Raw genomic sequence first — 24,012 nt, 5'->3', positions numbered from 1 at the left:
ACTGACTCACTTAGCGATTCTGAAACCGACTCACTTAGTGACTCTGAAATTGACTCACTCAACGATTCTGAGACGGATTCACTTGTTGATTCTGATATTGACTCACTTAGGGATTCTGATACTGATTCGCTTAATGATTCTGAGATTGACTCACTTGAAGTTTCTGAAGCGGATTCGAGTAGTGATTCTGAAACTGATTCACTCAATGACTCTGAAGCCGATTCGCTCAATGACTCGGAGACTGACTCACTTAGCGATTCTGAAACCGACTCACTTAGTGACTCTGAAATTGACTCACTCAACGATTCTGAGACGGATTCACTTGTTGATTCTGAGACTGACTCACTCAAGGATTCTGAAACTGATTCGCTTTGTGACTCGGACACTGACTCACTTATTGATTCTGAAACCGACTCGCTCAACGATTCTGAGACCGATTCACTTATTGATTCTGATACTGATTCGCTCAACGATTCTGAGATTGACTCACTTGAAGTTTCTGAAGCGGATTCGAGTAGTGATTCTGAAATTGACTCGCTCAAGGATTCTGAAACTGATTCGCTCAACGATTCTGAGACTGACTCACTTAGCGATTCTGATACTGATTCGCTCAACGATTCTGAAACGGACTCACTTAGTGACTCTGAAACTGATTCGCTCAAGGATTCTGATACTGATTCGCTTATTGACTCTGAAGCCGATTCGCTTAATGACTCTGAAGCCGATTCGCTTAATGACTCTGAAGCCGATTCGCTTATTGACTCTGAAGCCGATTCGCTCAAGGACTCGGACACTGACTCACTTAGCGATTCAGATACTGATTCGCTCAATGACTCGGAAAGTGACTCACTCAAGGATTCTGAAACTGATTCGCTTTGTGACTCGGACACTGACTCACTTAGGGATTCCGAAACGGACTCGCTCAATGATTCGGAAAGTGACTCACTTAACGATTCTGAGACGGACTCGCTCAAGGATTCTGAAACTGATTCACTCAATGACTCGGACACTGATTCGCTCAACGATTCAGATACTGATTCGCTTATTGACTCTGACACTGACTCACTTAACGATTCTGAAATTGACTCGCTCAACGATTCTGAAACTGATTCACTTGTTGATTCTGAAATTGACTCACTTAACGATTCTGACACTGATTCACTTTGGGACTCGGAAACTGATTCACTTAGGGATTCAGATACTGATTCGCTTATTGACTCGGAGACTGACTCACTTAGCGATTCTGAAACTGATTCGCTCAACGATTCTGAAACTGATTCACTCAATGACTCGGAAACTGATTCGCTCAACGATTCTGATACTGATTCGCTTTGTGACTCTGACACTGACTCGCTCAACGATTCTGAGACTGATTCGCTCAATGACTCGGACACTGACTCACTTAGCGATTCTGAAACTGATTCGCTTTGTGACTCGGACACTGACTCACTTAATGATTCTGAAACCGACTCGCTCATTGATTCTGAAAGTGACTCGCTCAAGGATTCTGAAACTGATTCACTCAATGACTCGGATACGGACTCACTTAGCGATTCAGATACTGATTCGCTCAATGACTCGGAAACTGATTCACTCAAGGATTCTGACACTGACTCGCTCAAGGATTCTGAGATTGACTCACTTGAAGTTTCTGAAGCGGATTCGAGTAGTGATTCTGAGATTGACTCACTTAGCGATTCAGATACTGATTCGCTCAATGACTCGGATACGGACTCACTTAGCGATTCTGAAACCGACTCACTTAGCGATTCTGAAACCGACTCACTTATTGATTCTGAAACTGATTCGCTCAACGATTCTGAGACGGACTCACTTAGCGATTCAGATACTGATTCGCTCAATGACTCGGATACGGACTCACTCAATGATTCTGAAACCGACTCGCTCAAGGATTCTGAAACTGATTCGCTCAATGACTCGGAAACCGATTCACTTGTGGATTCGGAAACCGATTCGCTTAACGATTCTGAAACTGACTCGCTCAACGATTCTGAAACTGATTCGCTCAATGACTCGGATACTGATTCGCTCAAGGATTCTGAGATTGACTCACTTAACGATTCTGAGACGGATTCGCTCAATGACTCGGATACCGATTCGCTAGTTGACTCAGAAACAGATTCGCTCAACGATTCTGAGACCGATTCACTAATTGATTCTGAAACTGATTCGCTCAATGACTCTGAAACTGACTCACTTAGCGATTCTGACACTGATTCGCTTAATGATTCTGAAGCCGATTCGCTTAACGACTCTGACGCTGACTCACTCAACGATTCTGAAACTGATTCGCTGGTTGACTCGGAGATTGACTCACTCAACGATTCTGAGACTGATTCACTTTGGGACTCGGAAAGGGATTCATTTTGTGATTCTGAGACTGACTCACTCAATGACTCAAGACTTGATTCGGAAGCAGACTCACTCAATGATTCCATTAACGATTCCGAAACAGATACACTAGCAGATTCTGACAACGACTCACGCATTGATGCTGACGATGACTCAGAGGCCGACTCTGATAATGATTGGAGTTTCAGAGATTCTGACTCACTCTGCGATGTGTTATCGACAATCTTTTCATAAACATATCGAACATTTTGTCCTTGCTCTTTATAAGGACTTGCCACCGTTACATAGTGATTCAAATCATACCTAGAGTCCGTTGGGTCTGGATACGTATCCTTGATGTATGGATATTTACCACCAATAACCCCCTCATTATTACCCAATGGCTCAATAGTTATAGGACCTGTATATGGCTTAGTTGTTCCATCAGGATAATTAACATCTCCAGTAAATGGAGAACCATTTTTCAACAATTCAACACTCATGGTTCCCTTATCGTCAATCTGTGTATAACGGAAAGTCAATCCACCAGTGTAAGTTTTATCAAACGTATACCCTTTAACAAAATTAGAGAATGTTCCTTCCGTTTCCGTAGGTACTTCAACTAATTGATAACCATCATATTCTTTCGGTCCAGGTATCGTATAAGTCTGTCCAGCAAGACCTTCTAGAGTCTTAGTTTCAACAACTGTCTCTGTACCATCAGCCTCACGCAAGACGTACTGTGTTATTTGTGTTGATTTACCTGGAATCAACTCATTAATTTGTTTATAAGCTTCTGTGTTAGCATCTTGATAAATCGAATATTCCTGGAACATCAAGTTCTTATGAGTATCAACCTCAACTGGATCATCACCTACGCGGATATTGTAGGTATTTGTCCCTTTTGTGATATACCAGTTTTCACTCGCTTTAGCATACTGGTATACCCATGTTTTAGAAGATGAAATTTCACGGGCATTCCGATAGACAGAATTATCAGAACGTTTGACAATCGTCATGTAAAGTTTACCGCTACCGTCACTATCAGTTGATAAAACAGCATAGTAATCTGAACCATCTTGAGTTCCTGTCGTCGTCAAACCAATGATTTGGAAGGAATAACGTCCTGTCGCAGTATCTTTCCAGTACTTATCACTAGGATACTTATCATCATGAACAACACCCTCAGAATCTACTGCAAGACCATTACTGACACTATTCGAATAAATCGCTTTAGCACCAACTAACTCTTTTTCATCTAATTTTGACGATGTCTCAAGGGTGGTTACTACCATAGCAGATAGAGCTGTTGAGGTTGCTGAAGTATCATCAAGTAAACTTTGTGCTACTTGTAAAGTCTTTGCCTCAACAGAGACATCAATCCCACGGTTTTTCGCTTCTGTTATTGATTCTTTAAGAGTAGTGATGGCATCCGCCAAATCAGCACGATCTTGTGTTACATCTTGCTCAGAATTATTTTCTGCTAACGTTGTGCTAGTACTATCAGTGGTTCTAGTTGAACGCGGTGTTAATTGTGACACTTCTGAACGACTACTGCTTTCTGACTCAGACGATGACAAAGATTCTGATGTTGATAGTGACTCAGATGCTGAAAGCGATTCCGATGTCGACTCGCTAACTGACTCAGAGATTGATGTTGATACAGACTCTGAGACAGATTCTGAAATTGATTCAATTACCGATTCTGACACTGACACCGAAACAGACTCTGATACAGAAGCTACTTGCAAATCTGAATTCGGTGCTTCACTACTCTCTTGAGTCACTTCTGAAGTCACTTGAACTTCCGTCTGTGCCGGCTCAACAGTTGTTGTCTCTGAAGCAGTTGTCTCAGTTGACATGGCTACAGTATCAGTCCCAGCAAGGACAGTTGTTGTACTAGAAACCTCTAGGCTCTGTGTTGCAACATCTTCATCGGCGTAAACCTCATGTTCTACAAGAGCACCAGCACCTACAACCGCTCCTGCAGCTACTGCTCCACGTAACAGACCAATCATAGCAGAATGACGATCTGTCATGCTTGTCACATCTTTTACCCTAAGAGGACTTGTTGTCCCTCTCTTCATAAATCGGATAAAACCAATCTGTGACATCACTGTTGTTACCCAGTGTTTACCAGATTTGTGCATCTTAACACGTGTTTTACGTGAAGACTCTCCATAAGAATGATCAAATTTTTTTTACTCATTCAGTTCTCCTTACGTTATCCTATATATCTATATTCTACAGTTCCGTTGCTTATTTTAACATTTTTTTGCCCTATATACAACAATAAAAGAAAAGATAAATTAAATTTTAAAACATCTCTAAAATCATAAACCTCGATTTAACAACTATATAAGCATTATTTTTTTAAGTATGTATTTGAATATCTCGAATATTCTGATAATAATAGTTTTATTTCTACTACAATAGGTTCTTTTGTTTCTTTTTATGCAAAAAAGGTCCAAATATTTCAGACCTTTAGTTTTATACTATTTCCATTTCTCCAAAATAGACAGTTTTTGAAGACAATTATGATATTCCTGCATTCGACCAGCCTCCAAAAAAGACTCACGATGCAATTGTAAACGCCAGCGATAAGCTCTTAATTCCTCTGAAATATCAAAACCAATCAAAGCTAAAATCGCTACTCGCTCTTCGATGCTACGCAAAGGAAAGACAAAGGACTTGTCTACCGTCTTAGTGACACTTGTCGAACGCTTTCTGTGAAAATAAATACCGGTATTAGAATAGACAATACGATCAGCCATTAGATACAGTTTCCAAGTTGTGTAGTCATCTTCCACCTTTTCCTTTTCAGGATAGACAATATTCTCAAACAAACTAGCCTTGTAAAGCTTAACCCAAGGAACAGTGAAGCATTGGCTAAAAGCAAAGTGACCATCATATTGCTTTTTAAACCATTCCTGAGGCGTATAAACCTGTTGAAAATAATCCTCTGGACGAAGGTGAAACGAAAACGTCCCACGTTCCTGAATAAATTCTGTGAAATTGGCAACAGCGATATCACTATCAGTTTCCTTCAAGGAATCATATAAAACACGAATATGATTTTCCTCTAGCCAATCATCATTATCCACAAAAAGAACATAATCACCTGTTATCAAAGGTAAGGCTGAGTTACGTGCAGCACCGACACCACCACCACCCAAGGCTTTATTGATCAGACGCACACGCGCATCCTTTTGGCGGTACTCCTCACAAATCGCTGCCGAACCATCTGTTGAGCCATCATTGACAAGGATAATCTCTAGATTGTCATAAGTCTGATTGACAATACTGTCTAAGCATGGTCTAAGAAAGTCACCTGCATTAAATACCGGCACAATTACTGAAACTTTTTCCATCTATTCCCCTTTCCGACGAAATCGGTCATACAAATCAAGCTTAGCAGATAACTCTTGATAAAGACTAATTTGACCAGAACTAAGAGCATCCGACTGACATTTTCGTAAACGACCAAGATAAGATTCAAGTTGCTTACTTGGGTCATAGCCTAATAGGACCATAAGAGCCAATCTTTCCTCTGCATTAGTCACCATTGTTGCCACATCCTTGAGCATACCGTTTCGTGATAAGCCTTCTGAACGTTGCGAATAATAGTAAGGACCGGCATTCGTATAAGCAATTTGATTAGCCTGCAAATACACCTTATAGATAGTGGCATCATCTTCTCTCAAGCGCCCCACTGGAAAACGAACCAAATCCCATAACTCTGCCTTATACAATTTAAGAGGTGAGAAAACCCAGGCCAGATGCAGGTTATGCTTCATATTCCCTTCTTGGTCTAACCAATCTTGAACAGTATAAACACGTTGGAAATAGTTATCCTGATTGTGGAAAAAGAGAAAACTTGACCGTTCTTCGTTGAAGGAGGTAAAGCTTGTCGCTGCAATATCAGAGCCTGTTTCCTTGAGGTGCATCAACAGATTTTCCAGATAAGTCTCTTCGATGAAATCATCTGAATCAATAAAAGTAATATAGTCACCAGACACATGGTCTAAGGCCAAATTACGAGCAGCAGATGGACCAGCATTCTCCTGATGAAACAGTTGGAAACGCGAATCCTGTTCGACAAAACTCTGACACATTGCTGCACTACCATCTGTTGAGCCATCATTGACTAAAAGCACTTCAAAATGAGAGTGGGTTTGTTTTGAAATTGAGGTCAAACAACGCTCTAGATAACCTCTCACATTGTAAACAGGAACAATAATACTGATGAGATCAGACGCTGCTTTTTTCGGAACAACTTGTTTAGACTCTACCCCAATAACTTCAAGAATCTGCTCATTGTAAAAGTCGTCGTCAACAAAGGTGATATCTAAGTCTTCATTGAATTCTGCTGTGTGCTTATGACCCAACTTGACTTTGTAAGGAGCTTGCATCTGAAACCACTCATACTCTGAATCGATATGCCCTAAATCAATGGCTTGATGCCCTAACCTAGATAAGTCATAAGTCAAGACCTTAGCAGTTGGACCTAACATCAAAATAACCAACTTATCCTTTTTGTGCTTGATAATAGCAGACAAAATGTCATCATAGTAAGCAAAGGCGTCTCGCGATGGACAAATCAAGCGTGATACCGATGTGGCGTTGGCAAATAAATCATTTCCGACACCAGAGCGTGACGTCACCCCTTCAACAAGCAAGATGTCGCGGTCTTGCCATAATTTCTTGATTTCTGTGAAATATGCTGCAGAGGCAGTCTTGTCCTCTAAGTCAATGTAAGGGCGCGATAAAAAGGTAGAACCATACCAGTCTGACCGACAGTTTTCCTCATAGAAATCCTCATAACGCTCAAAATGACCCTTCCAAAACTGACGCGCATTTTGATTATAACGCTCCAAGCCGTCAAAGACGTCTGGCAAACAAACCAAGAGTTCTGGACTACTTGGTGTCTGTAAAATATGCTTCAAAGAAGCAGCCAGTTTAGGATCATAAGACTGATAAGGAATGCTCAAACCTGTCATCAAATCAATCTCACCATCTCCAAAACGAGCTACTGACGAATGATGCTGATTAATAAACTGTAAGGACTCCAAAATAGGACGCACTTTGATTTCTGATAATTTTTTCTTAATCACATAACACCTCAAACACTGCATTTGTTAAAAGTCGACGTGTGAAGTAACCATACCTCAACAAACGGTTAAATTCTCGAACACGACCGATCATTTCCTGATAAGTTTCTTGATTCATTTGCTGTATAATAGCAACTACTTCATCAAGACTATCCACAACAAAACCAAGATGATTTTTTTCAATGATATCTTGATTAGCTATTCCTCTTTGGACAAAAACAGGAATTCCTGCAGTCAAAAAAGTACCAAGTTTGTGGGGGCAATACAAGGTTTGATACTCCTTATCATGGTCATCCATCCACACCAAACCAAACCCTCCTTGAGACAGAGTCAACAAAAGCTCCTCATCAGGCATATAGGTATGATAATGAACTTGTGATGGTAGATTATCCCCATGTCGTGAGTAAAGGTGCAAAGGAATATCATACTCCCAAGAACGAACAAAACTAAAGCGTTCCAAATCACCTGGAAAATGAATTTCTTTTTTAAACTGCGCAGGCAGACTTGGAATTTCTGTCGGGTGATCCCACATTCTTTGCACAATCGTTTTAGGAACCGTCAAGCCATAGTGACGTAAAGTATCAATCATAGCTTGACTAGGTGCAATAATCAAATCCGCCTTGTTGTAATAAGCAATAGTCCGCTCCATTAGATAGAAATTTCCAGCAAACATCAAAGGCACAACATCATGAATAAAAATAACAATTTTAATACGATAAGCCTGCAATTTTTCCATCAAGCGTTCATCAAAAACAGTTGTATTCCAAGTTGGAGTTTGAAAAACAACAACGTCTCCATGATGTAAACCCGCAATAATCCCATCAATTCGCTTACTAAGTTCAGCAGGACTATCTGCATTGATATCATATCGGTAAATCCCAAGCTCACGATAGCCCAAAGCAACACCAATATCGGTAACCATATTTTGAGCAAACTGGGCCGTTCCTGCTAAACCATTTATATTTGTAATGTAAACTCTCATGTTAGTTATCTCTTATATTTCTCAATGAGGCGCATGCGGAATTCTAAATCACGATAAGCTTTCATATCACCATCTTTTAGTTTACTATCACGATTAATCTGAGCACGCCATTTGTATGCGGCAATTTCTTTGCTGAGGTCAAAACCTAAAAGACTCAACACCTCTAAGCGCTCTGCTATAGGACCTACTTGAAAAACAGTTCCCTGATCAGCTGTCTGTGTCATGCTAGTCGCATTAACACGATAGACATAGCTCGAACGATGCATGTAGGCAATTTTATCTGCCATCAGATAAGTCTTCCAAGTTGTACGATCATCTTCACCAAAACCATCTGTATAATAACGAATAGTGTCAAATATAGAACGCTTATACATTTTACACCAAGGTACTGTAAAGCAAAGACTCAAATTATGCCCGTGACCGTACTGGAAAGCAAACCAGTCTTGTGGACTGTAAACCGCTTCGTAATAATCTGCTTCTGTCAGATGAATATTGTAAGAACCATTTTCCTCAAAATACTGGGTAAAATTAGCAATGGCAATATCACTATCTGTTCGCTTCAAGAGTTGGTACAAATCTTCTATATGATTAGGGTCAATCCAATCATCAGAATCTACAAAAATAATATAATCCCCAGTAGCTAAATCAAGCGATGTATTTCGCCCTGCTCCCAGACCTTCATTGGCTGGTTTATGAAAAACACGAATACGCTCATCCTGATGACGAAGTTGCTCACAAATAAGGGCCGTCTTATCTTTAGAACCATCATTGATAATAATAATTTCCAACTGTGAATAAGTCTGTTTGAGGACACTTTCTACACATTGTCTCAGGTACTTTTCCCCATTATAAACAGGAATAATAACACTAACTGTCTCCATCATTTTCCTTTCTGACCAAAAACTAGCTACACATCACTTAAAAATATGGACATTTTTAATTATCTTTTACTGATTAACTAATCAGATGATATCCTTATCCAATTATTACTCATTATATCACAATTTTATCCGTTCTTCTTTTCCCTAAAAAAATAAAATAGTCAGTTATATTAAAGCTATTTATCCCCAAAAAAGCAAGCCACTTCCTAGTAGCTTGCTTTTTGGCTTTTTTGATAAGTTTATTTCAAAAATCACTTTCTTGAAATCTAGCTTATCCATTTAATCCTCAACAATTCGGATGTCTGCACCTAGAGCAGTTAATTTTTCGATGATATTAGAATAGCCTCGTAAAATAAACTCAATATTAGTAATCTCCGTCTGGCCTTCTGCCATCAATCCTGCAGTAACTAGAGCCGCACCAGCACGAAGGTCTGTCGCCTTAACAGGAGCTCCCGTTAACTGATTTGGACCTTCATAAACAATACGTCCTCCGACTGTTGAGATATTGGCACCCATACGAGCCATTTCTGGCACATGGTTAACACGTTTCTCATAAATCGTATCCACAATGCTAGCACGACCGTGCGCTGTCAGCAATAAGGGGGTCAAAGGTTGTTGCAAGTCTGTAGCGAAACCTGGATATGGTGCTGTCTTAATATTGACTGCCTTCAACTGCTCTTGTTTCTCCACAAAAATAGCATCTTCTTCAATGGTCATACGGACACCCATCTCATCCAATTTAGCAATGAAGGACTCCAAATGTTCATACAAGACATTTGTTATCTTGATTCCCTCACCGACAGCAGCAGCCATAGCAATGTAAGAACCTGCCTCAATACGATCAGGAATCACTTGATGGCGTGTTCCGTGGAGCGATTTCACCCCTTCAATCGTAATAATATCTGTCCCTGCACCACGAATGTGAGCCCCCATGTTGTTTAGTAGAGTTGCCACATCAATGATCTCTGGTTCACGCGCTGCATTTTCAATAACAGTACGACCTTCAGCTTTAGCAGCGGCAAGCATCGTATTGATAGTCGCACCAACCGTCACAGTATCAAAGAAGATATGAGTACCTTGAACAGGCGTTCCCCCTGTCGAGAGACGCATATTGTCTCCCTCATAAGTGATCTTAGCTCCCATAGCTTCAAAAGCTTTTAAATGAAGATCGATTGGACGTGGACCGAGGTCACACCCTCCAGGAAGTCCAACAACTGCTTCACCAAAACGACCTAACAAACTACCATAGAAATAGTAAGAAGCACGAAGACTATTGATCTTACCATAAGGCATAGGTTTGTTTTCCACACCTCGTGGATCAATTTCTAAAGTTTCGCCTTGACGTTTAACTTTAGCCCCCATGACTTCCATAATGTCAACCAAACTATCTACATCACTGATAGCTGGAACTCCATCAAGGGTAACAATATCATCTGCCAAAATAATAGCAGGAATCAAAGCAACAACACTATTCTTTGCACCCGAGACCGCTACCTCTCCTGACAGAGGCTTTCCGCTATTAATTACAATTTTTCGCATACTCTCTAAACTTTCTTATCCTAGAATTCAACCTTTTTATTTTAGCACATTTATCCCTATAACACAATTAAAGTGATGAGGCATTAGTGAAGTTTTTTCATCAAATTGAGATATTCTCGTAACCTCTATGTTACATTTAAGAGAAGTTTTTTAGTCTTATTAAGCTTTAAAATAGCTAACTACATTAAAATTTTCGATTGTTTAATACAGTTATTTAAAGGCTTCCTAAGCTACATGATGGACTAAAACAACAGCTTTAGTCTCTCGTCCAAGCCAAGGCCTATTTTAAATCTTTTATGCAAAAAGGGACTAGGTCTGTAAGAGTCTGATTTGTAGGTACTAAAGCGCCTAATAAATGATGCCAAGGAGAAAATCTACCCCCAAAAATAAAAGGGTAAACAAAAGAAGCTTGAGATTTTTGTCTCAGCTTCCTCTTTTTTATAAAGTAAATTCTCTATCCTATTGCTGCTTTAAGAGCTTCTACCTTGTCTAATTTTTCCCAAGGTAAATCGATATCTGTACGTCCCATGTGGCCATAAGCCGCTGTTTGTTTGTAGATTGGACGTTTCAAATCAAGCATTTGAATAATACCTGCTGGGCGAAGGTCAAAAATCTGACGCACCGCTTTTTCCAAATCACTCTCTGAAACCGTTGATGTGCCAAAAGTATCGACACGAACAGAAACTGGCTGAGCAACCCCAATAGCATAAGCAAGTTGTACCTCTGCTTTTTTAGCAAGACCTGCTGCGACAATATTTTTAGCAATATAGCGGGCAGCGTATGATGCAGAACGGTCAACTTTAGTGGCATCTTTACCTGAGAAAGCACCGCCACCATGACGTGAGTAGCCACCGTAAGTATCAACGATAATTTTACGACCTGTCAAGCCAGAATCCCCTTGAGGTCCACCAATAACAAAACGACCTGTAGGATTGATAAAGAATTTCGTCTCATCATCAAGGTATTCTGCTGGAATAACCGTTTTAATCACTTTTTCAATCACATCTTGATGAATCTGCTCATTTGTGACTTCTGGATCATGCTGAGTTGAGATAACCACTGTGTCCACACGTACAGGACGATCATTTTCATCATACTCAACAGTAACCTGACTTTTAGCATCTGGACGAAGGTAAGAAACCTCACCTGATTTGCGAAGGTCTGCCAGTTTTTTCACCAACTTGTGACTTAATGAAATTGGCAATGGCAAGAGCTCTGGTGTTTCATCAATGGCAAAACCAAACATGAGACCCTGGTCACCTGCACCAATCAAATCCAACTCATCTTGGTCGTCATTACCACGAACCTCAAGGGCTTCGTTAACTCCTTGGGCAATATCTGGTGACTGCTCAACTAATGACGGATGAACGCCAACAGACTCAGCTGAAAAACCATATTCTGCATTGGTATAGCCAATCTCAGCAATGGTATCACGCACGACTCGGTTGATATCCACATAGGCTGTTGTTGAAATTTCACCAAAGACATGGACTGACCCTGTGTAGACAGCTGTTTCAGCTGCAACGTGAGCATCTGGATCTTTCTCCAAAATCGCATCCAAAATCGCATCGGAAATTTGGTCAGCAATCTTATCAGGGTGCCCCTCAGATACTGACTCAGACGTGAAAAGTTTACGTTCTGACATAAAAAATGTCCCCCTTTTAATAAATCATTGACCGCTTAAAGCGGGTTAAAAAGTTACAAAGAACTGATAAAAGCACGAAGGCTCTACCACCTTTTCGGGACTTAATAACGTTTCTAGTATACCATACTTAAGCAAGAGAAAATAGCAATTTCTTATAAAAATTTAACGAAGAGATGATAGAAAAAAACTATAGCTGTAACTTCTTTTGAAAATCTTTAGGCAAATAACCAAATTTATACTATACTAATAGTATGAAAACCTACGAAAAAATCTATGAACTCCTCTCAACCTGTTCAGATTTCATCAGTGGCGAAGAACTTGCTAGCCAGTTAGCCATTTCTCGAACAGCTATTTGGAAAGGCATCAAGACCCTCGAAACTAAGGGAATCACGATACAATCACAAAAAAACAAAGGCTATCACTTAGTTTCAGGAGATTTATTAGTCCCTTCACTTATCGAAAAAAAGAGCCCTCCTCTAAAAGTCTTCTTAAATGAGCAAAGCATCTCTACACAAATTGATGCTAAGGCAGGCATCGAATTAGGTCATCCTACTAACACACTCTATCTAGCTCCAAATCAAACTGGTGCTAAAGGGCGATTTGGACGCCCTTTCTACGCTAGCTCACAAGGTGGCATTTATATGTCACTTAGGCTATCGCCAGACTGTGACTTTCACAACCTAAAACCTTACACTGTACTGGCTGCTGCCAGTCTTGTCAAAGCTATTCACCGTTTGACAGGAATTCAATGCCAGATTAAATGGGTCAACGATGTCTACCTAGGCAATAAAAAAATCGCCGGTATCTTGACCGAAGCGATTTCATCTGTGGAAACAGGGACAGTTACCGATTTAATTATCGGTATTGGTATCAACCTTGTAATCAAGGATTTCCCTGACGACCTTACCGATAAAGCTGGCTCTCTCTTTACTGAAGAATGCCCGATAAGTCGTAATGATCTTATTTCTGAAATTTGGTCAATTTTCTATCAGACTCCTGAAAAAGACCTTATCCGCTACTATAAAGAACAGTCTCTAGTATTAGATCGTCTTGTCTCCTACCAAAAGGATGGTCATGAGTACAGAGGACTTGTAACCGATATTACTGATAGTGGTCAACTCATCATTTCCCTAAAAGATGGTCAAAAAGACACCCTCTCTAGCGGAGAAATTAGTCTGACTTCTTGGTAAGCTTATCTGCTGCTTTCAATAGCTTTGTAATGATAAAGCTCGTGTAGAGACGGCGCAACAATAGATAACCAAAAAAGCTAGCAAAAAAATACTGTTTGTCAAAAATAGCTTGATTAAAACAGTAGGTCTCTATAATAGTGATAAGGGTCAAAAAAATTACTTGTCGATTTAACATGACTCCATTATAACAAAAAAGCTGTGCAATCCAAAAGGATTACGCAGTTTTTTAATCTTCACTAATCGATAGTTTTTCTGTTAAAAAGGCAAAAGACTCTGGAACTGAGGCTGTAGCGTTCTTTTCCTCGGTTTGAGGTGTAGAGACTTTCATTTTTCGGGCAAACTCACTTCTAATATGATTAAAGTCTGACTTTGGAACTGCCATAATATTTGGAGAAAAACCTGCAGCTTTACTCATAATATTCCCAAACATATCATTAAGATCTGTTCGTTTCATAGCTTGCTCTGCATTGAAAGCAGCTTCAAAAGCTAATATTGCGTTATCTGCATTGGCTAGAACAGGCTCTGAGCCCATCAGAAGCGCTCGATTTTGAGGACTTATAGCATCTAAAATTTCATTCCAAGCAGCTTTTAGAGCTTCAAGATACTCTTTTGATCTAACAGAATCTTCTACAGTATCTTCCATAATTTTCATGATTTTATCTTTATCTACCTTGAAAGAGAATCCTGATTTCATCTTTGGTTTCGGTGCCTCACCAATCGGTTGTCGCCCTAAAGCTGTCAATTCTTGTTTGAGTTCTGCAATTTCCTGACGCATGGCTTCAAACTCTTGAACAAGATTGTCAGGTAACTGCTGATTTGAGTTAACACTCAATCCAGCTAACTGAACAGTCATCATCTCTGCATAGATTTTCGGCTGTGTACCTGTTTTGATGGCAGAAAGGTTTTGAGTAACACAATCAATCATGGAAAAGATAACGTCTTGTGCCATGATCAGATTCTCCTCAAAAAGGGAACTCTGGTGGGTATTGTCTCCACCCACTTTTACGATAAGGAGGTCTCTTAGGTATTCTAACAAATCTGTCGCCAAACGACTCATGGACTTACCGTTATCAAAAAGCACTTGTAAATCAGCTAGAGCTTCTGTCGTTTCCCCTTGTCTAATATGTTTAACATACTGATCCAAAGTTGATAAACCAATAGAACCTGTGATTTCTTCTGCTACTGCGATAGATACACAATTATCTGACGATAGAGAGAGTGCTTGATCTAAGATAGACAGTGCATCACGCATCCCACCTTCTGCACGGCGAGCAATAATCACTAAAGCTTCCTCATCAAAAGCAATCCCCTCTTTTGATAAGACACTAGCTAGATGATTTTGAATAGCCTTCTGCTTAATCGCCTTAAATTCAAAGCGCTGTACCCTTGATAAAATTGTCGCTGGAATCTTATGCAGCTCCGTTGTTGCTAAAATAAAGACAACATTTTCAGTTGGTTCTTCCAAGGTTTTCAAAAGAGCGTTAAACGCTCCTGTTGATAACATGTGAACCTCATCAATGATATAAACCTTGTAGGTCGCACGGCTAGGAGCATAGGTCGACTTGTCACGAATGTCACGAATTTCATCAACACCATTATTTGAAGCAGCATCAATTTCAATAACATCTTCCAAGCTACCATTTGTAATATCCCGACAGATATCACAGTGATTACAAGGTTCGCCATCTACTTGATTTGGACAGTTCATCGCTTTGGCAAAAATTTTAGCAGCACTGGTCTTACCTGTTCCACGTGGACCAGAAAAAAGATAGGCATGACTAATTTTCCCAGTAGAGACAGCCTGTTTAAGCGTTGTTGAGATGACAGACTGACCTACCATCTCATCGAAGGTCTGACTTCGGTATTTTCTATAAAGCGCTTGGTACATCAACCCTCACTCCTAAACATATCAAAATTAAAAGATGTCTTCTCTAACAAGACCCTAACAAATTTTTCTAAATAGTCTTGATCCACCTCATCATAGTCTCCTACTAGAGAAGAATCTAGATCTAAAACACCAATCAAACGATCATCTTTTATCATCGGAACGACAATTTCACTCATCGCAGCAGAATCACAAGAGATGTAGTTCTCATGTTTCGTCACATCATCGACAATCACTGTCTTTCTCTCCTGTGCTGACTGACCGCAAACCCCTTTACCCATTGCGATATGTACACAAGAAACACGACCTTGAAACGGTCCTAAAATCAATTCTTGACCATCAAAAAGATAGAAACCTGCAAAAACGGACTTTGGTAGGGTCATTTTTAATAGTGCAGAAGCATTTGATAGATTAGCGAGAGCATTATTTTCATTAGCAAATAGCGCCTTGGCCTGTGCTAACATCACTTCATAATTACCTTTTTTAACATTGTTTTCCATACTGCCTATTATATCAGAAAAGCACAGCATCTGCTGAGCTTTTTCTCACCTTCTCCTGACTTGAAATCTAAAAGTCGCGATTGAAGATAATAATCTTTCATAACTTGCAGGTTTAAAAGGACCACGACACAAGATATCAAAAGACAGCTTCCCATATTCTAAAAGGTATCCTGTCTCAGTAAAATTATTTCTTTCATAAAAACGCCATCTAGCTAAACGTTCTCCTCTGTTGACACAGTCTTCATCCAGACGTTCAACTTCTAGACAAAAGCTACGATGGGGATAACGACTAGAAATAGCATCTAACACTCGACTACCGTAGCCATTCCCTCTAAGCTCACTCTGAACAGCGAAGAACGACATGTAGACAAGATCATCCGAAGACATCAAAACAGCAAATCCAATAAATGTATCTACCTCATAAAAGGCCAACATTTCTCTGCCATTTTCTAGGCTATAGGCTATCAAGTCAGCCAGTTCCACGCGCTCATCATCTGGAAAAGCTTCCTTGTTCAGATGATCAAGAAGTACCATATCTTTAAAATCAAATGTAACACGTACAAGATCCATAATATTCCTTCACTCCACTTCAACTAATAAACCCATCTAGGAAGTGGTTCACTAGATGGGTTTAGAGCTAACTTAGCTATTACTGCCAATAAGCAGGACGTTGTTTTTCATAAGCTGAAATCAAGTCTTCATATTGAAGTGTGATTCCAATATCATCAAGTCCTTCAACCAATTTACGTTTCCACTCAGCATCAATATCAAAATGGAAATCTCCTGCAGAAGATTTGATGACTTGATTTGGTAAGTCAATAGTGATTTCCTCACCAGCTGGTAGCGCAGCCAATTTCTCACGAACATCAAGAGGCTGAACAATTGGTAGCATACCATTTTTCAATTCATTATTGTAATGAATATCTGAGAAAGAACCTGCAATAACGCAACGGAAACCATAATCTTCAAGCGCCCAAGCCGCATGCTCACGTGATGAACCTGACCCAAAGTTGTCTCCAGAAATCAAAATAGTTGCATCACGATAATCTGGTTTATTAAAGATGAAATCTGGATTTTCATCATAGTTATCATTAAGGTAGCGCCATTCGAAAAGTAGGTTTTTACCAAAACCTTTTTTATCAACAGCTTTTAGGAATTGTTTTGGAATGAGCTGATCAGTATCAATATTATCATTCATCAAAGGGACAGTTTTCCCAGTATATACGGTAAATTTTTCCATTTTTTTCTCCCTTATCCTTGAACTTCTGGCATATCACGAACATCGACAAATTTACCAGCAATTGCTGCTGCCGCTGCCATAGCTGGGCTACAGAGGTGAGTACGTGCTCCATAACCTTGACGACCTTCAAAGTTACGGTTACTTGTTGACGCACAGTGAACACCTTCTGGAACGTGGTCTGGGTTCATACCAAGACACATTGAACAACCTGGATCACGCCATTCAAAACCAGCATCTAAGAAAATCTTGTCAAGACCAAGACGTTCTGCTTCTTTCTTAACAGGACGAGAACCTGGTACTACAATAGCTGTTAAGTTAGGAGCAATATGTTTGCCTTTAACAAACTTAGCAGCTAGCTCTAAGTCAGACAAACGAGCATTTGTACATGAACCAATAAAGACATAACCAAGTTCAATGTCTTCTGCCTTATCCCCAGGTTTCACATCCATATAGTGATAAGCACGCTCATCATTCATATCTTTCATTTCTGGGAATGGTTGGTCAAACTCAACACCCATTTCTGGGTTAGTTCCCCAAGTCACCATTGGCGCTAATTTAGACACATCGATTGTAATCACTTTGTCGTACTCAGCATCTGGATCAGATACAAGCGTTTTCCAATCTGCTACAGCTGCATCAAAATCTTCTGGAGCACATGGACGACCTTGAACGTAGTCATAGGTTTTTTGATCAGGATTCATTAATCCCATCTTAGCACCAAACTCAATAGACATGTTAGCAATCGTCATACGCTCATCCATAGAAAGTGCATCAATAGCCTCACCACAGTATTCAACAGCATATCCAACCCCAGCATCAACACCATAGCGTGCAATCAAAGCAAGGATAAAGTCTTTTGAATAAACTCCTTTTTGAGGCGTTCCAACAAATTCAACCTTCATCTTTTTAGGTTTAACTTGCCATAGACATTGCGTTGCAAATACATGTTCAACCTCTGATGTTCCAATACCAAAGGCAATCGCACCAAAAGCACCATGAGTCGCTGTGTGGCTATCTCCACAGACAACAAACTTACCTGGCTGACTACGACCTGTTTCAGGACCAACCATATGTACAATACCTTGACGATCTGTCCCATGAGTTGCAGCATCGATACCAAAGTCTTCAACATTACGAGCTAGAGTATCAATCTGATTTTTTGAAATCAAATCACGAATATTAAAAATATCTACAGTTGGCACGTTATGGTCAGTTGTACCAAAAGTCAAATTAGGACGACGAACTGTACGACCTGCGTCACGAAGCCCTTGAAAGGCTTGTGGACTAGTTACTTCGTGGATGTAATGTTGATCCACATACATTAGTTGAGGTTCACCTTCTTTACCAGTTACGACATGGCGTTCCCAAAGTTTATCAAAAATTGATTTTCCACTCATATTATATTCTCCAAACTAAATAAATCACAATTACATCACCTAAGAGTCCTAGATACCACGCTAAACGAAAATACCATTTACGTGTTTTATGGTGAAAGACAAGACCTGCTAAATAAGCCCCCAGCCCACCTAAAACATAACTTTCTATTAGCAGTAGCTTCTCTGAGATTCTCCAAACTCCTCGCTTGGCCTTTAGCTTGTCTGCACCATAAGTGATAAAAACAAGCAAATTCCAAAGCAATAAGTAAAGCAATAAAATAAAACTTAAACTCATAGGTTGGCAATGATAGCTGCAGTCATCTCAGCAGTATCAGCCTGACCTCCCAAGTCACGTGTCAAAACACCTTGTGTCAATGTTTTATCAACTGCAGTTTCAATCAATTGCGCTGCTTCTTCAAGACCGAAGCTTTCACGCAACATCATAGCTACCGATAAAATCATTGAAATAGGATTGGCGATACCTTGTCCAGCAATATCTGGTGCAGAACCATGAATTGGTTCATAGAGGCTTGGTCCATTTTCAGAATGGCTAGCTGATGGCATTACGCCAAGAGTACCTGGTAGAACTGATGATTCGTCTGACAAGATATCACCGAAAAGATTTTCAGTTACAACAACATCAAAACGAGCTGGATTGGTAATCATAATCATAGCTGCGCTATCTACCAACTGGTGCTCTAAAGTAACATCTGGGTACTCAGTTGCTACTTCTTCAGCTACCTTACGCCATAATTTAGACGTTGCGAGTACGTTTTGCTTATCGATACTAGTTACTTTTTTTCCACGACCACGTGCAATATCAAATGCTTTACGCAAGATACGACGAATTTCATCTGCTGAGTAATCATTAACATCACGCGCTGACGCCTCATTCAAGGTATGTTCTCCAAAGTAGATACCACCAGTCAATTCACGAACTACTACAAAGTCAACCCCTTCGATTCGTTCTGGTTTAAGAGGTGATAAATGCTTCAAAGCATCAAAGATGCGAACTGGACGGATATTTGCAAATAAGTTCAATTCCTTACGAATAGCCAACAAACCTTGTTCTGGTCGAACTGGTGCATTGTCATACTGTGGGCTACCGATAGCTGCCAAAAGAATAGCATCTGCTGATTTTGCTGCCTCTAGAGTATCTTGAGGAAGTGGATGGCCTTCGGCATCAATTCCAGCACCTCCAAACGCTTTTGCTTGTGTCTCATACTCAAAACCGACTTTTTGAGCAACTACTTCCAAAACCTCTAAGCCGGCTGACATGATTTCTGGACCGATACCATCCCCTGCTAATGTTACGATTTTTTTCATTTTACCCTCTTCTCTAATTCTACGCGTTTGGGATATCACGGAAAGAAACTGCTTTCCCAATTTCACCTGAGTTTTCTTTCTGAACAAAAGCATTGGCATTAACATAAGCAATAGCACCTGCTTTTAAGACATCAAAATCAATTCCAGAAGCATTGAAAATTGTTCCTGAGTCAATATTTTCAACAGAAACCGATACACGGGCCTGAGAATCAATACCTTCTGTCACAGCATCGATATTGTAGCTGAGCAATTTAACGGTTTGATTGAAGAACTTATCAATCGCATTAAAGATAGCTTCTACAGAACCCTTACCATTTGCAATCACTTCAACATCTTCATTGTCTTCATTTGACATAGTAACGACTGCAGTTACGGTATCATCTGGATTAGAAGTCAATTTTAAGTCATCAAAATGGAACCCTTCTGGGTTAGAAATTTCATTGCCATCTACTAAAGCAACAATATCAGCATCTGTAATTTCATGTTTTTTATCAGCCAATTTCTTGAAGTTGGCAAAGAGAGTTGCGATTTCAGACTCTTCAAAATCAAGTTGCAATTCTTTCAACTTTTCAACAAAGGCATGGCGACCTGAGAGTTTACCAAGTGGAAGAGAGTTTTTCTTAACACCAACCAATTCAGGTGTAATGATTTCATAAGTGAGTGGGTTTTTAAGAACACCATCTTGGTGAATACCTGATTCGTGTGAGAAGGCATTACCACCCACAATTGGTTTATTCTTAGGAAGGGGAATACCTGAGAAACGAGAAACCATTTCAGAAGTATTCATCGTTTCGTTCAAGACGATATCAGATGTAGCTTGATAGTAATCTTCACGAATATTAAGCGCAACAGCAACTTCTTCGAGGGCTACGTTACCAGCACGCTCACCAATACCGTTAACAGTTCCTTCAATACGCCCCGCACCATTTTTAATAGCAGCAAGCGTGTTGGCAGTTGCCATTCCAAGGTCATTGTGACAGTGTGGACTGAAGATGATTTCACGGTCAGATTTGACGTTTTCAATTAAATATTTGAAAATATAACCGTATTCCTCAGGCGTTGTGAAACCAACTGTGTCTGGAATATTGATATAAGTAGCACCTGCATCTACAGCTGTTTGAACTACTTGAAGAAGAAAGTCCAACTCAGTACGTGTTGCATCCTCTGGTGAAAACTCAACGATTTCAAATTTTGAACGTGCATAAGAGACATGTTCTGTTACACTTTCAAGAATTTCTTCCTTAGTTTTTTTCAGTTTGAACTCACGGTGGATAGGACTAGCAGCAATGAAAACATGAATTTGTGGGAATTTTGCATCCTTGATAGCTTCATAACAAGCATCAATATCAGATTTGACAGCACGTGCCAGACCAGAAACAGCTGTTTTTGTCATTATTGCTGCAATTTGTTTTACTGCTTCAAAGGAATCTGGACTTGCTGCTGGGAAACCAGCTTCGATTGATGAAATTCCCCATTTTTCCAACTGCTTAGCAATTGCGACCTTCTCTTTGATAGAGAAGTTTACACCCGGCGTTTGTTCGCCATCACGAAGACTTGTATCAAGAAATTCAACTGTACGCATAGTATACCTCTTTCTAAGAATACTCTCGATAGTAAATCGAGAAAGCATGGATGGTAGCTGTCTTTGAGGGACTCTGATGAGAGCACGCTAACTTGTCGCAATTCTCTGAAAATCATAGCTAAACTTCAGAAGTTAAATTTTTAAGAGAATCTCAGACAGGCACCAACCAATCCTAACAATAAAATTAAAAACCCGCTAGGAGAATTCCAAGCGAGTTTCTCTTTCCCGCTTGGTAAGCCAAACAGGACTAATGCTTCTTCATGCACTAGCCCTCATTACGCAATAGCAAAACAGTTTTTGTTGCGAATGTCATTTGACTTCTCCTTATCGATAGTTATTACAAATATCTTAACCTTTTCTATGAAACTTGTCAAGAAAATTCACTTTATTTATCGAATTTTCTGAAAAGTTGGTACAATTAGTGACGGATTCATTTCTTTCTGACTATAAAAAAGAATTTAAGACTATCCTATCTTAAATTCTTCTCTATTAATTATTAGTCACTCAAAATCGCAGCAACCTTGGTATTGATCAAGTCAATAGCTACAACGTTTGAAACACCTTCTGGAATCACGATATCAGCATAACGCTTGCTTGGCTCAATAAATTGATGATACATTGGCTTTACAACACTAGTATATTGCTCAATAATACTATCAAGACTTCTGCCACGCTCTTCCATATCACGCTTGATACGACGAATAATACGAATATCATCATCTGTATCAACAAACAATTTAATATCCATCAAATCACGAAGACGCTTGTCCTCTAAAACAAGAATACCTTCCACAATAAACACATCCTGTGGCTCTTGACGATACGTTTTATCACTACGCGTATGTTGCGTGTAATCATAGATTGGAATATCAACAGGGCGACCTGCAATCAATTCATCAATCTGTTCAATCATCAAATCTGTGTCAAACGCTAAAGGATGATCATAGTTCGTTGAAACACGTTCTTCAAACGTTAGATGACTTTGATCCTTGTAGTAGGAATCATGCTCAATCATAGCAATCTTGGCATCCGGAAAGTTAGCAAGAATCGCACGAGATACACTCGTCTTTCCTCCTCCTGAACCACCTGTTACGCCAATAATAATCGGTTTTTTTCTCATGATAAACTCTTCCTGTCTAAAATTGTCTTTCTATCTATTTTACACCAAAACATGATATAATGAAAGAAATATCATTTTAGAAAAAGAGTAACAACATGATTAAAACGTTTCCCACAGTATGGCAGGAAAAATTAGCTGCCCTCAATTTCAATCAGCTCACCCCTATTCAAGAGCAAGCATTTCCTCTCATCAGCCAAGGCGATAATTTCCTTGGAATCAGTCCAACAGGTACTGGAAAAACCCTCGCTTACCTTTTCCCTAGCTTGCTAAAACTAAAACCCAAAAAGTCTCAGCAACTGCTCATCCTAGCTCCAAACACTGAATTGGCCGGTCAACTTTTTGAAGTAACCAAGGAATGGGCTGAACCTCTTGGACTAACAGCTCAACTTTTCCTATCTGGTTCTAGTCAAAAACGTCAAATTGAACGTTTAAAAAAAGGACCTGAAATTTTAATTGGAACACCTGGACGCATCTTTGAATTAGTCAAACTCAAAAAAATAAAAATGATGTCTGTCGATACGATTATTCTCGATGAGTTTGATGAACTCCTCAGCGACTCTCAGTATCACTTCGTTTCAAAAATTACAACTCACGTTCCACGTGACCATCAATTTGTCTATATGAGTGCTACTAATAAGGTTGATACAAGCAGCCTAGCTGAAAATACAATTGCTTTAGATCTTTCAGATCAAAAACTGGATACCATTTCACACTATTACTTACAAGTTGATAAACGTGATCGCCTTGATACTCTGAGAAAATTGTCTAATATCCCTGATTTTAGAGGACTCACATTCTTTAACAGTTTATCTGATTTAGGAGCAGCAGAAGAACGTCTTCAATTCAACAATTCTTCTGCAGTATCCTTAGCCAGTGATGTTAATGTTAAATTCCGAAAAGTTATTCTCGAAAAATTCAAGAACCACGATATTTCCCTCCTACTAGCAACAGACCTTGTCGCACGTGGTATCGATATTGATAATCTGGAAGTTGTTATTAATTTCGAAGTTCCTCGTGATATCGAATCATATACTCACCGCGCTGGACGTACTGGACGTATGGGAAAAACTGGAAGCGTCATTACCTTTGTAACACACAAAGAAGACCTCAAAAAATTGAAAAAGTTTGCTACCGTCTCAGAGATTAACCTCAAAAATCAACAACTACATCTTAAATAGACTTTTATAACAAGTGGGCTAGTAACAAGAGATACATTCTCCCTGTCACTAGCCTATCTTTTTATATGTGTTAGATAACGTTACGTTACTATCATACAAAACTTA

Annotated in this window: 20 protein-coding genes and 1 pseudogene; 4 read left to right on the top strand and 17 right to left on the bottom strand. The window is 39.6% G+C overall.

What is annotated here, in order from left to right:
- A partial coding sequence (locus JOC31_RS10100; RefSeq protein WP_476715126.1) for an MSCRAMM family adhesin occupies positions 1–2,607 on the top strand: 2,607 nt, incomplete at its 5' end.
- A gap of 1,026 nt (positions 2,608–3,633) precedes the next feature.
- The gene (locus JOC31_RS09945; protein ID WP_275586108.1) at positions 3,634–4,134 is read left to right on the top strand and encodes a hypothetical protein; all 501 of its coding nucleotides are present in this window, start codon (positions 3,634–3,636) and stop codon (positions 4,132–4,134) included.
- Between the two features lie 296 nt (positions 4,135–4,430).
- Here the strand turns inward: JOC31_RS09945 and JOC31_RS09940 are convergent.
- From JOC31_RS09940 to metK, 7 genes and pseudogenes are all read right to left on the bottom strand, one after another.
- A pseudogene (locus tag JOC31_RS09940) lies at positions 4,431–4,511 on the bottom strand (KxYKxGKxW signal peptide domain-containing protein); the annotation flags it as partial.
- Between the two features lie 336 nt (positions 4,512–4,847).
- Entirely contained in the window at positions 4,848–5,723 is an 876-nt protein-coding gene (locus tag JOC31_RS06240) for a glycosyltransferase family 2 protein (protein ID WP_205017302.1), read from the bottom strand.
- Complete coding sequence (locus JOC31_RS06235; protein ID WP_338058833.1) at positions 5,724–7,466, bottom strand: SP_1767 family glycosyltransferase; 1,743 nt, start codon at positions 7,464–7,466, stop codon at positions 5,724–5,726.
- Positions 7,459–8,445: a sugar transferase gene (locus tag JOC31_RS06230; protein WP_205017300.1), complete on the bottom strand. Its 987-nt coding sequence runs from the start codon at positions 8,443–8,445 to the stop codon at positions 7,459–7,461. Before JOC31_RS06230 ends, JOC31_RS06235 begins: the two co-directional genes overlap by 8 nt.
- Before the next feature lie 5 nt (positions 8,446–8,450).
- Complete coding sequence (locus JOC31_RS06225; RefSeq protein WP_338058832.1) at positions 8,451–9,329, bottom strand: glycosyltransferase family 2 protein; 879 nt, start codon at positions 9,327–9,329, stop codon at positions 8,451–8,453.
- A gap of 276 nt (positions 9,330–9,605) precedes the next feature.
- Complete coding sequence (locus JOC31_RS06220; protein ID WP_205017299.1) at positions 9,606–10,865, bottom strand: UDP-N-acetylglucosamine 1-carboxyvinyltransferase; 1,260 nt, start codon at positions 10,863–10,865, stop codon at positions 9,606–9,608.
- Positions 10,866–11,319: 454 nt separating this feature from the next.
- Positions 11,320–12,510 (bottom strand): methionine adenosyltransferase, encoded by a 1,191-nt coding sequence (metK, locus tag JOC31_RS06215; protein ID WP_205017298.1) that lies wholly within the window; start codon positions 12,508–12,510, stop codon positions 11,320–11,322.
- Between the two features lie 251 nt (positions 12,511–12,761).
- Here metK and birA point away from each other — a divergent pair, with 251 nt between their 5' ends.
- Positions 12,762–13,700: a bifunctional biotin--[acetyl-CoA-carboxylase] ligase/biotin operon repressor BirA gene (gene birA, locus JOC31_RS06210; protein ID WP_205017297.1), complete on the top strand. Its 939-nt coding sequence runs from the start codon at positions 12,762–12,764 to the stop codon at positions 13,698–13,700.
- On the opposite strand, the gene JOC31_RS06205 is transcribed toward birA, so the two are convergent.
- The 10 genes from JOC31_RS06205 to udk form a co-directional block, all read right to left on the bottom strand.
- Positions 13,681–13,875, bottom strand: coding sequence for a DUF3272 family protein (locus JOC31_RS06205; protein ID WP_205017296.1), 195 nt, complete (start codon positions 13,873–13,875; stop codon positions 13,681–13,683). The genes birA and JOC31_RS06205 overlap by 20 nt on opposite strands.
- Before the next feature lie 51 nt (positions 13,876–13,926).
- A complete protein-coding gene (gene dnaX / locus JOC31_RS06200; RefSeq protein WP_205017295.1) occupies positions 13,927–15,588 on the bottom strand; it encodes a DNA polymerase III subunit gamma/tau in 1,662 nt (553 codons plus the stop codon).
- The gene (locus JOC31_RS06195; RefSeq protein ID WP_338058831.1) at positions 15,588–16,085 is read right to left on the bottom strand and encodes a GAF domain-containing protein; all 498 of its coding nucleotides are present in this window, start codon (positions 16,083–16,085) and stop codon (positions 15,588–15,590) included. Before JOC31_RS06195 ends, dnaX begins: the two co-directional genes overlap by 1 nt.
- A gap of 45 nt (positions 16,086–16,130) precedes the next feature.
- On the bottom strand, positions 16,131–16,655 hold the full coding sequence (locus JOC31_RS06190; protein WP_205017293.1) for a GNAT family N-acetyltransferase: 525 nt from the start codon (positions 16,653–16,655) through the stop codon (positions 16,131–16,133).
- Between the two features lie 79 nt (positions 16,656–16,734).
- Entirely contained in the window at positions 16,735–17,325 is a 591-nt protein-coding gene (gene leuD / locus JOC31_RS06185) for a 3-isopropylmalate dehydratase small subunit (protein WP_205017292.1), read from the bottom strand.
- An 11-nt stretch (positions 17,326–17,336) separates the two neighbouring features.
- The gene (gene leuC, locus JOC31_RS06180) at positions 17,337–18,722 is read right to left on the bottom strand and encodes a 3-isopropylmalate dehydratase large subunit (RefSeq protein ID WP_205017291.1); all 1,386 of its coding nucleotides are present in this window, start codon (positions 18,720–18,722) and stop codon (positions 17,337–17,339) included.
- Between the two features lies 1 nt (position 18,723).
- Complete coding sequence (locus tag JOC31_RS06175; protein WP_205017290.1) at positions 18,724–18,996, bottom strand: DUF1294 domain-containing protein; 273 nt, start codon at positions 18,994–18,996, stop codon at positions 18,724–18,726.
- The gene (leuB, locus tag JOC31_RS06170) at positions 18,993–20,027 is read right to left on the bottom strand and encodes a 3-isopropylmalate dehydrogenase (RefSeq protein ID WP_205017289.1); all 1,035 of its coding nucleotides are present in this window, start codon (positions 20,025–20,027) and stop codon (positions 18,993–18,995) included. The genes JOC31_RS06175 and leuB overlap by 4 nt, the downstream gene beginning before the upstream one ends.
- A gap of 19 nt (positions 20,028–20,046) precedes the next feature.
- A complete protein-coding gene (locus JOC31_RS06165) occupies positions 20,047–21,609 on the bottom strand; it encodes a 2-isopropylmalate synthase (protein WP_205017288.1) in 1,563 nt (520 codons plus the stop codon).
- A 496-nt stretch (positions 21,610–22,105) separates the two neighbouring features.
- Positions 22,106–22,729 carry a uridine kinase gene (gene udk / locus JOC31_RS06160; protein ID WP_205017287.1) on the bottom strand — a complete coding sequence of 208 codons (624 nt, stop codon included), beginning with the start codon at positions 22,727–22,729 and terminating at the stop codon, positions 22,106–22,108.
- A 95-nt stretch (positions 22,730–22,824) separates the two neighbouring features.
- Here udk and JOC31_RS06155 point away from each other — a divergent pair, with 95 nt between their 5' ends.
- The gene (locus JOC31_RS06155; protein WP_205017286.1) at positions 22,825–23,907 is read left to right on the top strand and encodes a DEAD/DEAH box helicase; all 1,083 of its coding nucleotides are present in this window, start codon (positions 22,825–22,827) and stop codon (positions 23,905–23,907) included.
- The last annotated feature ends 105 nt before the right edge of the window (positions 23,908–24,012 follow it).

It is taken from the genome of Streptococcus saliviloxodontae (assembly GCF_016908655.1).
Taxonomy (GTDB): Bacteria; Bacillota; Bacilli; order Lactobacillales; family Streptococcaceae; genus Streptococcus; species Streptococcus saliviloxodontae.
This window is presented reverse-complemented; position numbering and strand designations above follow the sequence as displayed.